Source organism: Bradyrhizobium sp. BR14999 (assembly GCF_056106085.1).
The window spans coordinates 3,558,274-3,571,865 of the sequence record NZ_CM148536.1; the positions used below are offsets into that span (position 1 = coordinate 3,558,274).

Annotated in this window: 16 protein-coding genes; 5 read left to right on the forward strand and 11 right to left on the reverse strand. The window is 64.0% G+C overall.

Going from position 1 to position 13,592, the window contains the following annotated elements; translation table 11 throughout:
* Positions 1-84: 84 nt before the first annotated feature.
* The 6 genes from ACR9YP_RS16365 to ACR9YP_RS16390 form a co-directional block, all read right to left on the reverse strand.
* Positions 85-390 (reverse strand): copper-binding protein, encoded by a 306-nt coding sequence (locus ACR9YP_RS16365; protein ID WP_370991141.1) that lies wholly within the window; start codon positions 388-390, stop codon positions 85-87.
* A 148-nt stretch (positions 391-538) separates the two neighbouring features.
* The gene (locus ACR9YP_RS16370) at positions 539-1,147 is read right to left on the reverse strand and encodes a hypothetical protein (protein WP_438106452.1); all 609 of its coding nucleotides are present in this window, start codon (positions 1,145-1,147) and stop codon (positions 539-541) included.
* A complete protein-coding gene (locus ACR9YP_RS16375) occupies positions 1,144-1,992 on the reverse strand; it encodes an ABC transporter permease (protein WP_128939285.1) in 849 nt (282 codons plus the stop codon). The genes ACR9YP_RS16370 and ACR9YP_RS16375 overlap by 4 nt, the downstream gene beginning before the upstream one ends.
* On the reverse strand, positions 1,989-2,795 hold the full coding sequence (locus ACR9YP_RS16380) for an ABC transporter ATP-binding protein (RefSeq protein WP_438106456.1): 807 nt from the start codon (positions 2,793-2,795) through the stop codon (positions 1,989-1,991). Before ACR9YP_RS16380 ends, ACR9YP_RS16375 begins: the two co-directional genes overlap by 4 nt.
* On the reverse strand, positions 2,792-3,784 hold the full coding sequence (locus ACR9YP_RS16385) for a YVTN family beta-propeller repeat protein (protein WP_474220421.1): 993 nt from the start codon (positions 3,782-3,784) through the stop codon (positions 2,792-2,794). The genes ACR9YP_RS16380 and ACR9YP_RS16385 overlap by 4 nt, the downstream gene beginning before the upstream one ends.
* Positions 3,769-4,950, reverse strand: coding sequence for an ABC transporter substrate-binding protein (locus ACR9YP_RS16390; RefSeq protein WP_474220422.1), 1,182 nt, complete (start codon positions 4,948-4,950; stop codon positions 3,769-3,771). The genes ACR9YP_RS16385 and ACR9YP_RS16390 overlap by 16 nt, the downstream gene beginning before the upstream one ends.
* Positions 4,951-5,009: 59 nt before the next feature.
* Between ACR9YP_RS16390 and ACR9YP_RS16395 the strand changes: the two genes are divergently transcribed.
* On the forward strand, positions 5,010-5,579 hold the full coding sequence (locus tag ACR9YP_RS16395; RefSeq protein WP_438106460.1) for a DUF3280 domain-containing protein: 570 nt from the start codon (positions 5,010-5,012) through the stop codon (positions 5,577-5,579).
* Positions 5,580-5,740: 161 nt separating this feature from the next.
* Here the strand turns inward: ACR9YP_RS16395 and fghA are convergent, their stop codons facing one another.
* Positions 5,741-6,586 (reverse strand): S-formylglutathione hydrolase, encoded by an 846-nt coding sequence (gene fghA, locus ACR9YP_RS16400; protein ID WP_474220423.1) that lies wholly within the window; start codon positions 6,584-6,586, stop codon positions 5,741-5,743.
* 70 nt (positions 6,587-6,656) lie between these two features.
* On the reverse strand, positions 6,657-7,277 hold the full coding sequence (locus ACR9YP_RS16405) for a response regulator (RefSeq protein ID WP_474220424.1): 621 nt from the start codon (positions 7,275-7,277) through the stop codon (positions 6,657-6,659).
* 195 nt (positions 7,278-7,472) lie between these two features.
* On the opposite strand from ACR9YP_RS16405, the gene ACR9YP_RS16410 reads away from it, so the two are divergent.
* The 4 genes from ACR9YP_RS16410 (at position 7,473) to rpsU (ending at position 12,583) form a co-directional block, all read left to right on the forward strand.
* Complete coding sequence (locus tag ACR9YP_RS16410; protein ID WP_474220425.1) at positions 7,473-8,831, forward strand: histidine kinase; 1,359 nt, start codon at positions 7,473-7,475, stop codon at positions 8,829-8,831.
* Between the two features lie 163 nt (positions 8,832-8,994).
* Positions 8,995-11,466, forward strand: a complete 2,472-nt coding sequence (locus ACR9YP_RS16415) for a TonB-dependent receptor (RefSeq protein ID WP_474220426.1) — start codon at positions 8,995-8,997, stop codon at positions 11,464-11,466.
* 133 nt (positions 11,467-11,599) lie between these two features.
* A complete protein-coding gene (locus ACR9YP_RS16420) occupies positions 11,600-11,797 on the forward strand; it encodes a hypothetical protein (protein WP_474220427.1) in 198 nt (65 codons plus the stop codon).
* A 510-nt stretch (positions 11,798-12,307) separates the two neighbouring features.
* Entirely contained in the window at positions 12,308-12,583 is a 276-nt protein-coding gene (rpsU, locus tag ACR9YP_RS16425; protein WP_027572522.1) for a 30S ribosomal protein S21, read from the forward strand.
* A gap of 32 nt (positions 12,584-12,615) precedes the next feature.
* On the opposite strand, the gene ACR9YP_RS16430 is transcribed toward rpsU, so the two are convergent.
* The 3 genes from ACR9YP_RS16430 to ACR9YP_RS16440 all read right to left on the reverse strand — a co-directional run bounded on the left by ACR9YP_RS16430 (position 12,616) and on the right by ACR9YP_RS16440 (position 13,569).
* The gene (locus tag ACR9YP_RS16430) at positions 12,616-12,894 is read right to left on the reverse strand and encodes a DUF1488 family protein (protein ID WP_130211800.1); all 279 of its coding nucleotides are present in this window, start codon (positions 12,892-12,894) and stop codon (positions 12,616-12,618) included.
* A 119-nt stretch (positions 12,895-13,013) separates the two neighbouring features.
* Positions 13,014-13,310 carry a hypothetical protein gene (locus ACR9YP_RS16435; protein WP_091898391.1) on the reverse strand — a complete coding sequence of 99 codons (297 nt, stop codon included), beginning with the start codon at positions 13,308-13,310 and terminating at the stop codon, positions 13,014-13,016.
* Positions 13,303-13,569: a hypothetical protein gene (locus tag ACR9YP_RS16440; protein ID WP_474220428.1), complete on the reverse strand. Its 267-nt coding sequence runs from the start codon at positions 13,567-13,569 to the stop codon at positions 13,303-13,305. Before ACR9YP_RS16440 ends, ACR9YP_RS16435 begins: the two co-directional genes overlap by 8 nt.
* Between the last annotated feature and the right edge of the window lie 23 nt (positions 13,570-13,592).

Sequence of the window (13,592 nt, forward strand, 5' to 3'; positions counted from 1 at the left end):
AGGCTCCGCGAAGCAATCCAGAATCATTCCGCGGAGGAACTCTGGATTGCTTCGCTTCGCTCGCAATGACGATCTGGACCAGTGCTACGGCTTCTGCTTCTCCAACTTCGTCAGCGTGCCCGTGCCGTTCGTCTCGGTGGCTGCATAACTGACCCTGTCGCCGGCATGGACCGCCTCCAGCATTGCCGCGTCCTTCGCCTTGTACTCCTGGAGCGCGCCGGCGTTGCCTGAGCTGGCGCCGACCGTGCCTTTCTGCGTCTGCTGGATCGAGATCGTGCCATTGAGCCGATCGATCCGCGTGACCATTCCGGTCATGTCGTCGGCAAAGGCGCTGGATGCGAGCATGGTGATGACCGCAGCGCCCGCGAAGCTGAATTTTGTAGTTCCCATCGAGGCCTCCCGATGTCCTGATCGGATGTCTTGGATTGACTTCGACAAGACATCCTGGAGCGATTTGGTTCCGCCAGATAGCGCGGCGAAAGGTTAACGATCGCGCTGATATCACGGGAACTTTGGTGAGCCGTCAGCGAGCCTGACGCTATTCCATTTCCTGCTGGATCACGCGCCCGAGCGCGAACAGGCGCTGGTCGATCGTGGTCGGAACCTCGCAGACGAATCGCACCACTTTGTGACGATCCTCGAAAATGCGGGTCTTCCAGATCAGTTCGTTGCTGAGCGCCTCGACCTTGGCATCTTCGCGCGGCGTTGCGCCCTGGAGCGCCTGGAGCGCCAGCGTCTCCTCACGGATCTTGTCGGCGGCCTCGCGCTGCTTGCGGCTGACGCGTTCGAGCCCGTTCATCACCTGGGAGCGCTGGGCGTTGAGCGTGTCGAACAGGCCGGCAAACAGCAGTTTGGCATTCGCGGTCTTGTCGGACGCGGAGGCGGCCAGAAACTCCTTCACCGACTTCTCGGCCTCGTCGAGCGGCGTCTTGCGCGCCGACAGCTTTGCGACCAGCGCGCTGATCTTGGCATCGTCCTTCCATTTGTTCTGGACGTCGTCGAGCGGCGGGCCGGCCCAGACAGCCGCCAGCGAAATCTCCGGCACCTTGGCCTGGGTGCAGGGCCAGTCCGGATAGCGCGAATCGGCCGCGCGCGCGGCCGTGCTCGACAGCGCAATTGCCATGGCAGCCAGGACCAGAACCTTCATCCTTCGCCTCCCGCAGGCCCGCGTCGCGCCAGCCCGCGCGACGGATCATAGGCGAAAATCGCACCGATCATGAAGACGATTGTGCAGATCGCGACCACCGCCAGCGAAATCCAGTTGATCTGTCCGTACAACGCGAATCGTATCAGCTCGACCGCATGGGTGAACGGATTGGCCTCGCAGAGGTAATACAGATAAGGGCTGCCCTCCTGGACCCGCCAGAGCGGATAGAGCGCGGAGGAGGCGAAGAACATCGGGAAAATGACAAAATTCATCACGCCGGCGAAGTTTTCCAGCTGCTTGATGCCGGAGGAGATCAGCATCCCCAGCGAGCCCAGCATCAGCCCGGACAGGATCAACGCCGGCAGCACGGTGAGATAGCCCGATGGCGGCGGGGTGATGTCCCAGAACCAGGCGATCAAGAGGAATGCATAGACCTGAAGCAGCGACACCGCGGTGCCCGCGAGCAGCTTGCAGAACAGCAGGAACCCGCGCGGCAGCGGGCTCACCAGCAGCGTGCGCATATTGCCCATCTCGCGGTCATAGACCATCGACAGCGAGGACTGCATGCCGTTGAAGAGCTGGATCATCGCCATCAAGCCAGGCGCGATATAGACCTCGTAGAGGATGTAGGTCTCGTAGGGCGGGATGATGGAAATGCCGAGCACCTGGCGGAAGCCGGCGGCGAAGATGAACAGCCACACCAAGGGCCGCACCAAAGCCGAGACGAAGCGCTCGCGCTGATGCAGGAAGCGCAGGCCCTCGCGCCAGACGATGCCGGTGAGGCAGGTCATGTACTCGGCGAACGAGAAGCCGCGCGGCGCCTCGCGGGTGGTGATGCTGCTCATGCGCCGCCTCCCGGCATGGTTTGTGCGCCGGTCAGGCGCATGAAGGCGGTGTTGACGTCCTGCGCGCCGGCTTCGGTGACGACGCGGCTCATCGGGCCCTGCGCCAGCACCTTGCCCTGGTGCAGCACCACGAGATCGTCACCGGGCATGATCTCGTCGAACAGGTGCGTGGCCCAGAGCACGCCGATGCCTTGCTCGGTCACGAGCTGGCGAACATGGCCGATGATGTCGGCGCGCGCCTTGACATCGAGGCCGACGGTCGGCTCGTCCAGCAACAGCAGCCGCGGCCGGTGCAGCAGTGCCCGTGCGATCTCGAGCCGCCGCATCTGCCCGCCCGAGAGATCGCGCACCTTGCTGCCGGCGCGCTCTTCGAGCCCGATGCGGCCGAGCAGCTCGGCGCTACGTGCAGCCGCCTCGCGCCGGCTGATGCCGTGCAGCGCGGCGTGATAGAGCAGGTTCTGCGTCAGCGAGAGGTCGAGATCGAGCGTACGCGGCTGGAACACGACACCGAGCAGCCGCAGCGCCTCGCCAGGGCTCTTGCTGATGTCGTGACCGAAGATGGAGACACGACCAGCCTGGATGCCGAACAGGCGCGTGATCAGTGAAAATAGCGTGCTCTTGCCGGCGCCGTTGAGGCCGAGCAACGCCGTGAAGCTCGCCGGCTGCACGTTGAAGGAGACATCGGTCAGCGCCCGTCGCGGCCCGTAAGAATGGCTGACGCCGTCGATCGACAGCGCCGGCACCGCGGCCGCTTCCGGCCTCGAGGTCTCGCGCGGCTCACCGATGGGGGCAGGGCTGGTCATGGCGCGATCGCGACGCCCCACGGCAGTTCGCCCACTTGAATTGTCTTGATCACTTTTTGCGCGGCGACGTCGATGACGGACACGTCGTTGGACACGCCATTGGTGGTGAGCAGGTATTTTTCATCCGGCGTGAACGCCATGTGCCAGACCCGCTGTCCGACCAGCAGATATTTCGTCACCTTGCGCGTCGCGACGTCGACAACGGCGATGCGGTTGGCGGGGCCGAGCGCGATGAAGGCGGTCTTGTCGTCCTTGGTCATGCCGATGCCGACCGGCTGGATCGCCTCTTTCCGCAGGCCCGGAATCTCGAAGGTGACCTTGCCGATCACCTCGTGCTTCCCGGGATCGATGATCGAGACGGTGCCGCCAATCTCCGAAGACACCCACAATTCCGAACTGTCATGCTTGAACTCGGCAAAGCGCGGCCGCGCATCGACCAACACATTGGCAACGATCTGGCGCGAGGATGTGTCGATGAAATGCGCCATGTTGGTCGTCTCGGACGTGTTGATCAGCATCTTGCCGTCGGGGCTGATGGTCATGCCCTCGGGCTCGACGCCGACCTGGATGTCGCTGAGCCGGGCGCGCTTCTCGAGATCGATCACGGTCACCGTGTTGTCGTTCTCGTTGGCGACGTAGAGGACCTTTCCGGCGGCATCCTGGGCGAACAATTCAGGGTCGGGGCCGGAGGGCAGGCTGTCCACCACGCTTTGCGTCTTGGCGTCGATCACCTGGATGGTGTCGTCGTCGCCGACCGCGACCATCACGAACTTGCCGTCGCGTGTGAAATCGATGCCACGCGGGCGCTGGCCGACCTTGATGGTCTTGGTCACGGTCCAGCTGTCGGTATCGATCACCGACACCGTGTTGCTCTTCTCGTTCGAGACATAGGCGATGAACGCATGCGCGGGCGCTACCGCCAGCGTCAGTCCGGACAAGAGCCCCACACGCCACATGCGCAACATCTGCGTCCTCATTTCAACTTGCATTTGCTCTCCGGGCGGTCATAGCCGAGCGTGTCGAGCTCGGAGACCTGGTGCAGGAATCCCTCCTGTGGCGACACCGTTACCACCATGCGGCCGTCGACCAGCAGGATCGGCTGGCGCAGCTGGAGATTCCAGTCGCGCAGGGTGAGCCGCGTGCCCTTGAAGGCGGCGACCGAGAAATCCGGGCCCTTGATGAAGTCGGTGACTTTCTTGACGTCGCCGGAATTGGTGCGCGAGGTGGCTTCGCCGATCATGCGCACCGCGGTCCAGGCCTGCATGTCGAGCGCGGTCATGCGCCGCGAATTCAGCTTGACGAAGCGGTTCTGCATCTGGATCGCGCCCCACTGGTCCTGCGCGGCATCCCAGCTGCGCGGCACGAGGCCGGCCGAGCCCGCGACGGGGCGCGGATCCCAGGTGCGATAGGGCAGATACGCGCCGAACACCTCGCTCTCGTCGGCGACAACGAGCACGTCGTACGCCGGGGCCTGCTGCGTGAACACCGGCATCTGGCGCTGGATCAGCGTCACGCCGGAGTCAGTCCGGCGCGCGCCGCCTTTGTCCTCGAAGGTGCGCTCCTGCACGATCTTGGCGCCGAACCGCGTTGCGGTGCGCCGGAGTGCATCGGCGAACAGCTTGTCCTCGTCATGCGAGCCGACCACCAGCAGCCAGCGTTTCCACAGCTTCCACACCAGATATTGCCCGAGCGCATCCGCCAGCATCGCGCGCGTCGGCGCGGTGTGGATGACGTTGGTGCGGCAATCGGCCTCGCGCAGCCGCTCGTCGATTGCGCCGACGTTGAACAGCAGGGTGCCGCGATCGCGCAAGGCGTCCGAGACCTTCAGCAGCGCATCGGCCGGCAGGTCGGCGATGATGAAGCCGTTCTTCTCGGCGAGCGCAGTCGCGGCCTGGACTGGATCCTCACCTTCCTTGATGCGGCGCTCCTCCAGCGTAAAGCGCTGGCCCAGGAATTTTCCGGTGGTGTTGTTGTCTTCGATGGCGAGACGGGCGCCGGCGACACCGTCATTCTCCGCGGGCTGCTCGACCAGCGACAGCGTCGATCTGGTGCCGGCGACGCCGAGATAGCCGACGCCGATCGCAACAGGGTCCGCCGCGAGCGCGCTCGTCGCGGCAACACCCAAGCCGATCAGGCCGACCAACCATCGGATCATGTTTCCTCCGGACGATCTCTCCGGCTTGACCGCCGTTGGAGAATTGTCTCTGCTAAAGCATGACCAATTTGTCAGGGCATGCAACCCCGCATTTCGTCCTCGCGCGCATGGGGACTGGAATCACGATCGTGCGAGCACTGATACGTCTGGCCGCTTTGCTGTTGACCGGATCGGTCGCGCTCGCCGACCCGCCGAAACTGGCGGTGTTCGATTTCGAGCTGATCGACACCAGCCTGCCTGGCGAGTTCTACGGCTCGAGGCCCGAGCTGGCGCGGCTGGAGCGCATCAGCGAGCAGCTGCGCAAGGAGCTGGCTGATTCAGGCAGGTTCCAGGTGCTCGACATCGCCCCAATCAGGGATGCCGCCCGTCACGCGAACCTGCAAGCCTGCGGCGGCTGCGACCTCAAGCTCGCCGGGCAGCTCGGCGCCGAGCTGGAGATCACCGGGCTCGTGCAGAAGGTCTCGAACCTGATCATCAACCTGAACATCTATCTGCGCGACGTGAAATCCGGCAACATGATCACGGTCGCCAGCGCCGACATGCGCGGCAACAGCGATGAATCCTGGACGCGAACGATGAGCTATCTGATCCGCAACCGCTTGCTGGCGCCGAATTACGGGCGGCCGTGAGGTCTTCGCCTCTCCCCGCCTGCGGGGAGAGGCCGGAATTTGCGAAAGCAAATTCCGGGTGAGGGGGAGTCTCCGCGACTCCAACTGTTACCGTTTTTGCGGAGGCGGCCCCTCACCCCAACCCTCTCCCCGTAAGAACGGGGAGAGGGAGAGGAGAAAGCTCACCCCTTCAATCTCTCCGCATGCCAGTGCAGATGATCGCTCATGAAGGTCGAGATGAAATAGTAGCTGTGGTCGTAGCCCGCCTGGCGCCGCAGCGTCAACGCGATGCTCGCCTTGGTGCAGGCGGCTTCAAGCAGCTCCGGCTTGAGCTGTTCTTTCAGGAAGTTGTCGGCCTCACCCACGTCGATCAGGAAGCCGGAGAATTTCGCGCCGTCCTCGATCAGTGCCACCGTGTCGTGGCTGCGCCAGGCGTCCTTGTTCGGCCCGAGATAACCGGTCAGCGCCTTGATGCCCCAGGGCACGAGCGAGGGCGCCACGATCGGGGCGAAGGCGCTTGCCGCGCGGTAGCGGTGCGGATTGCGCAGCGCCACCGTCAGCGCGCCGTGGCCGCCCATCGAATGCCCCATCACCGATTGCCGCTTGGCGTCGACTGGAAAATTCTCCGTCACCAGCTTCGGCAGCTCGTCGGTGACGTAGCTCCACATGCGATAGTTGCGTGCAAACGGCTCTTGCGTCGCGTCGACGTAGAAGCCGGCGCCCAGGCCGAAATCATAGGCGTTGTTGGCATCACCAGGCACGTCGGGCCCGCGCGGTGAGGTGTCGGGCGCGACGAAGATCAGGCCGAGCTCGGCGCAGGCTTTGCGGAATTCGCCCTTCTCGGTGACGTTGGCATGCGTGCAGGTGAGCCCGGAGAGGTACCAGACCACGGGCAGCTTGGCGCCGTCGGCATGCGGGGGGACATAGACCGAGAACACCATGTCGGTTCCGGTCGCCTGGCTCGCGTGGCGGTATACGCCCTGCACGCCGCCATAGGATTTGTTCGTCGAGACAGTCTGAATCGTCATGCCCAAAAGCTCCGTGGCATCTCACCACATCAAGATTGCAACGCTTGTATGACCGAAATTTGTGGCGATGTCAGGCAACGCCGCTGTCGATCGCCAGACGCACCAGCTCGACCGAGGTCTTCACCCCGAGCTTCTGTCGCATGATCGAGGAGGTGTTGGCCACCGTCTTGTAGGACGATTGCACCAGCCAGGCGATCTCGGACAGGCTTTTTCCGGCGCTGAGCAGCCGCAGGATCTCCATCTCGCGCGCGTTCAGCTTCGACAGCGGGCTTTGCGCCAGCATCGGTCCCGCAAAGGCAATGCTGCGCGCGATCGCGCTCGGCAGGTAGGTGCCGCCGCCGCCGACGGCGCGGATCGCCTCGACGAGGTCGTCGGGGTCGCCGGTCTTGGAAACGTAGCCCTTGGCGCCGCATTCGATCGCGCGCGCGGCGAAGGCCGGATCGTCGTTCATGCTGAACATGATGATGCGGGCCTCGGGCGCGCGCTCGAGGATGCGGCGCGCGAGCTCGAAACCGGAGACGGTCGGCAGGTTGATGTCGATGATGCAGAGGTCGGGGCGCTCGACGATGAAGACGCACTCGCCGTCTTCGGCATCGGCAGCCTCCAAAATCTCGATCTCGCCCTCGTCGGCCAGCACGGCACGGCAGCCGGAGGCGACGATGGGATGATCGTCGACGATCAGAATGCGCATAGGCGTTCCCCGCGACAGCCTCGGCCTGTTCTGCGCCGCATGAGGGCCGACCAGGCAAGACGCGCGCGTCTCACGTCGCCTCATGCAACCCGGCCGGGATTGCTGTACGCTTCCGATTAGATATCCGCCGCTTCGCCTCTGTCAACGTCATCGGACAGGCGCGGGCAAAACCTTCGCGGGGCACGAGCGATACCAATGTGGCAAAATCTATCCTTGCGCGGGCGCATCAACCTGTTGCTGGCGCTGCTGCTGGCACTCGGGCTCGCCGTCAATATCGGCCGCCAGGTTGCGGAGGCGGGGCCGCGCGTGCAGGCCGAGGACCAGAGCGTGATCCGACTCGCGCGCGAGTTCATCGAGATGATCGTTGCCGATCTCAACGAGGCGCCCGATCCGGATGCGAGATTGAACCAGATCGCGCGCGATCTCAGCCGTCTGCGCCATGTCAGCATCGCGCTTCGGGACGCCGGCGGCCATCCGCTGACGCCGCCCCGGCCTGATGCCGACGCCGAGACGCGCGGGCCGCCGGCCTGGTTCGTCAGCCTGGTTCATCCTGAGCAGACCGCGGTCAGCGTGCCCGTCTCGATCCATGGCAAGCCCGGCTCGCTCGTGATCACCTCGCATCCGAACGACGAAATGGCCGAAATCTGGGACAGCATCGTGACCCAGCTCGAGGTCGGCTCGGTTATCGCGGTCGTGCTGTTCCTGGTGATGATGAATGTGGTCGGCCGGGCGCTGGTGCCGCTCCAGTCGTTGGCCGAGACCATGGCCGAGATCGAGGGCGGTCATTATGACGCTCGGGTCACGCCGGGCGGCGCGCCCGAACTCGCCGCGATCTGCGGCAAGCTCAATCATCTCGCGGCAGCGCTCGGCGAGGCGGTCGAGGACAAGCGGCGCCTTGCCGAGCGTGCGGTGTCGCTCCAGGACGTCGAGCGCAAGGAGATCGCGCGCGAGCTGCATGACGAGTTCGGGCCGTATCTGTTCTCGCTGCGCGCTCATGCCAGCGCGCTGGCGAAGCTGGCGGACGGACGTGCGCCGAGTGCGGAGGCCGTCCGAAAGCACGGCAGCGCCTTGCTGGAGCAGATCAATGCGCTCCAGCAGTTCACCCGCCGCGTGCTGGAGCGGCTCCGGCCCGTCGGCCTCGCCGAGCTTGGCCTGCGCCAGGCGCTCGAATCGCTGTCGCGGCTATGGCGGGAGTCGCATCCCGAGGTCACGATCGAGACCTCGATTTCGCCCGCGCTGGGCGCGACCGGCGAGACCGCCGACCTCACCATCTACCGCATCGTGCAGGAGGCGCTCACCAACGTGTTCCGCCATGCCGGCGCAACCTCGGTCAACGTCGTCATTGAACCGGCGGAGCAGGCGACCCGTGATGGTCGCGTCTGCGCCCGGGTGAGGGTCAGCGACAATGGCCGCGGCATGGAGCCGGGGCACAAGCTCGGCTTCGGCCTCGTCGGCATGCGCGAGCGGATCCTGGCGCTGGGCGGCACGCTCAATGTCGTCTCTGGCGAGAGCGGTTTGACCGTCGAGGCGCTGGTTCCGACGGCGGCGGCCTGATCGCGCCCGACATCATCGGGAAGAATTCCCGATTTGGTCGGGAAAACGGGTGCGGATATCTCCCGACCTTTTGTGGCTGGCGCACCCACTGCCGCTGATTACACTTGTCTCGACCAAACGGCGAAAATCAAAACAGCCGGTGGTCACGGATTGGAAGGCGGGGATGGGCAAGGGTCTTTCGTTCAAGCGTCGTTTGTTGATGGCCTCGGTGTCGACGGGGCTGATGTCGGGATTGGTCTTTGCAGGCCCTGCCGCGGCGGCGCAGGACGATGAGACCAACGTTCAGAACCTGCCGCCGGTCGAGGTGACCGCACCACCGCCATCGACGGCGAGGCGCACTGCGCCATCGCGACCGGTCGCCCGCGTAGGCGCGCCGTCGTCCGCGAGCCCCAGGACACGCATTTACGTCTATCCGACCGCACCGGGCACCGGCCGAGGTCTCGACGTCGACAAGGTCCCGTCGTCGATCAATGCCGTCGATGCAAGCCAGATCAAGCGCACCGGCTCGCTGAACGTCACCGATGCACTGCGCGACAACATCGCCGGCGTCAACATCAGCGAAGTCACCGGCAATCCGTTTCAGCCGGATGTCGAGTTCCGCGGCTTTGTCGCCTCGCCCGTGACGGGCACGCCGCAAGGCCTCGCCGTGTACCAAAACGGCGTCCGCATCAACGAAGCCTTCTCGGACGCCGTCAATTGGGACCTGATCCCCACCGCCGCGATCAGGTCGGTGACGCTGGTGACCAACAATCCCGCCTTCGGCCTCAACGCGCTGGGCGGCGCCATCAACCTGCAAATGAAGGACGGTTTCACCTATCAGGATGCGGAGCTCGATGTCATGGGCGGCTCGTTCGGCCGCATCCAGGGCTCAGCGCAATGGGGCAAGCAGGTCGACAAGAATTTTGGCGTCTATGCCGCGCTCGAAGGCCTGCACGACAACGGTTTCCGCAATTTCTCCCGATCGGACGTGCGGCGCTTCTACGGCGATGTCGGCTACAAGGCCGGCGACAGTGAATTCCACGCCAGCATGGGCGTCGCCAAGAACGATTTCGGCGCCAGCGCCACCGTTCCGGCCGAGCTGCTCGACAAATATTGGGGCGCGACCTACACCACACCGCAGACCACGAGCAATCGCGTCGGCTATCTCAACCTCACCGGCAAGGTCGATGCGACGCCGACCTGGACGCTCGAAGGCACCGCCCATGTGCGCCGCTACGAGCAGAAGCTCGTCGACGGCAATCCGACCGATGTGCAGGAATGTGCCATTGCAGGGCTGCTGTGCTTCGGCGACGATACGACGCCGGCGAACGGCACGAACGGTCTTCAGCTCGCCAATCCCTTTGCCTCGGGCACCATCCTCGGCGAGATCGACCGGAGCACGATAAGGTCGACCACTCTCGGCGTGTCGGGGCAGGCCACCAACACCGATCAACTGTTAGGCCACGACAACCGCTTCGTGATGGGCGCCACCTATGACGCCAGTGTCACGCGCTATAATGCGACCGCCGAGATCGGCTCGATCGGAGAAAACTACGTCGTCAGCGGCAGCGGCGTCTTCTTGGGAGCGACCGGCACGCCGGATCCGGTTGCCGGTCCTATCTCGTTGCGGACCGTCAATCAGTATAACGGCATCTACGCGATGGATACGTTCAACGTCACGGACGCCTTCGCCGTCACCGGCGGGGGCCGCTTCAACGTGGCGCGCATCACGCTGGAAGATCAGCTCGGGACCGACCTCAACGGCGATCACACCTTCACCCGGTTCAATCCGGTGGTTGGCGGCACCTACAAGATCACGCCCGAGCTGACCGCTTATGCCGGCTATTCCGAGGCCAACCGCGTGCCGACGCCGCTCGAGCTCGGTTGTGCCGATCCAGCCCGTCCCTGCCTGCTTGCGGCGTTTCTCGTCTCCGACCCGCCGCTGAAGCAGGTCGTGTCGAAGACCGTGGAAGCGGGCCTGCGCGGCAGCAAGGAGCTGAACATCGGCACGCTCGGATGGAAGATCGGCGGCTTCCGAGCCACCAACTATGACGACATTGTTGCGGTACCCGCCGTCGGGCGCACCGGCTTCGGCTATTTTTCCAATGTCGGCCGGACGCGCCGGCAGGGATTCGAAGCCGAAGTCAACATCAAGTCTCCCACGCTCCAGTTTCAGGCGAGCTACGCCTTCCTCGACGCGCGCTTCCTTGACCCGCTGGAACTCGGCTCCGAGAGCCCGTTCAGGGATCCTGTCACCGAGACCATCCACGTCTCGCCCGGCAACCAAATCCCCGCGATCCCGCGCCATCGCGTCAAGATCGGCGTCGACTACGCCGTGACCGACGTCTGGAAGGTTGGCGGCAACGCGCTGTTCGTCTCCAGCCAGCATCTGGTCGGCGACGAGTCGAATCAGTTCGCGAGGCTACCGTCCTACACGGTGTTCAATCTCCACACCTCCTACCAGGTCACGAAGAACGTCCAGCTCTACGGCCGCGTCGACAACGTCTTCGACAAGCGTTACGCGACCTACGGCCAGTTCTTCGACCGCGAAGCCTTGCCCAACTTCACCAATGGCGGCGCAGAGTTCATCGACCCGCGCTCGCTCAGCCCGGCACGGCCAAGGGCGTTCTATGCGGGCATGCGGGTGACGTTCTGAGTGTGCTCGATGCACTACCTGCACCGGCGCTGCGCCATGTCTGCTTTGATCCGAAGCAGACGCGTGAGCTTCGGCAAACTAAATCGGACGCGTTCGGATATCAGTGCTAAACACTGGGATGATGGAATTCCTTATGGTTGCGCTGGTCACCACATTTCCGGTCCTCGCTCAAGTCAGTTCCACTCAAAAGCCGCCGCTTACCGATCGCGAACAGGTTAAGGTTGACCGCGCGAAAGCGGCCGAGGCCGAGAAGAGTGCGCCCACAGCGCGGCCTTGGGATCGTGACGCGGACGGCAAGCGCCCCTGGGATCAAAAGCCCTCGAAGCCCTGACAGAACAATGTCGCGCCCGCGCCATGCGCTCGAACTCCGTTCGATGCTTCTGGAGATAGCTGAAGGCCTGCTTCTGCGTGTTGAATGTCGTCGCGAGCCGGCACGTCTGCCGATTTGCGCCGGACGCGAGCAAGAAAGTGATGATCCCGCAGTCTGGCTTGATTCTAGGCACGACCTGCACTTTCCGGCATGTGATCGGCCCCTTTAAGTTTCGTCGGTGGCGTTGAAGGCGATTATCGCGCCGGCGTCTTGAACGCTTCTTGGGCGCTGGCAAAGCTATTCGAGGCGCCTCGCGCGCCTCTGTCGACATGCAAGCAAGACGTTATCGATTGACAGTACTGCACGAGAGTGGTCACGTGGATGCTACCAAGCTGCATCGCTGTGACAAGCAGATCGGCTCAGCCGCGACGAATGTCGCCGCCACTATCCTCAAAAGTCGCAATGAAACTCCTGCGCAATTGGCTGCCAGCAGGACGTGTCGCATCCGCAGCCCTGAGCGAGGAGAATCAATTGCACGTACTTGTCAGAGACAACAACGTCGAGCAGGCACTTCGTGTTCTCAAGAAGAAGATGCAACGCGAGGGCGTCTTCCGGGAAATGAAGCAGAGGCGTTCCTACGAAAAGCCGTCCGAGAGAAAGACCCGCGAGAAATCTGAAGCCATTCGCCGGGCCCGCAAGCTCGCTCGGAAGCAGGCGATCCGAGAGGGCTTGCTGCCCGCGCCGCCGAAAAAGAAACCGTTTGAGCGCAAGCCACCCTTGCCCGAGATCAAGGCACGGGCGGAATAGAGAGCGCCGTCATTGGGAAGCATGCCGTCGGGCTATGGTCTGAAATCGATGCCTCGCAGCACGATGCCCGGTGGCGTGCCTTCGAACTCTGTCGCGCGATATTTGCTGGCCGCTCGAGCTTCGATGCGATCCCGCAGGCGCGTGAACTGGGCTTCCCGCTGCTCGGGTCGGACTTGCGGCCCGCGCTCGAGATAGTCCATCGCGGAGGTGGAGATCGCGCAAGGAATCTCCCTGGCACCGTCATGCATCGAGAACCGGACGATCATCCGGTCGTATTCGTGGCTGATAAAGCGGCCGCTGGTCAATGTCATGGCTTGCTCCGGTACCTGATTGCGACCCGGCACGATCGTGCCTCCAATCATCTCCCGCGCCCGCTTCCCGGTCGCCCGAGCATGGCACGCGTCGCGAATGCAGGCGGCCGGCGTTCGCCTCAGCCCTCCCCCGATAGCCGGGCGAAATCGTCGAACAGTGCTGCCACCAGCGCGCGATGGCGCGTATCCTCGGCAGGCAGACTCGCAGCATAGAGGTTGAGCAGATGACGCGCCTTCACTGCCGCCTCCGGCCAGGACGCGGCAGGCACCGTCATCATGCGGTTTTCGAGATCGGCTTCGCGCTCGCGCAGCTCGCGGAGATTGGCCTCGACGTCAGCCAACGCGCGGCGCAGGTCGGTTGCTTTCTGCGCGGCCATGCCGCGATGCTTGTCGAGATCGACCGGCTGGTCAGTCATAGGCGATGCTCGCGTCCGCAGCTTGCGCGTTCGCAAGATCGATCGAGGCGATCGACAGCATCTCCGTGGCGCCGCAAGCGCCTTCGGCGCGCATGGTGATCATCGTGGCAATGCGGCGATAGGCCGAGAAGGTCAGGCCCACGATCGTCTCCTCGTCGGTGACGACCTCATAGGTGCCGGCCGGCAAGACGCGCTCGATGCCGCGGATGCGGAACGGATGCTTGAAGTTGACGGTTTGTCGCCGCGAGCGGATGGTCATGCACGCCTGCCTTTCGCAAGTGA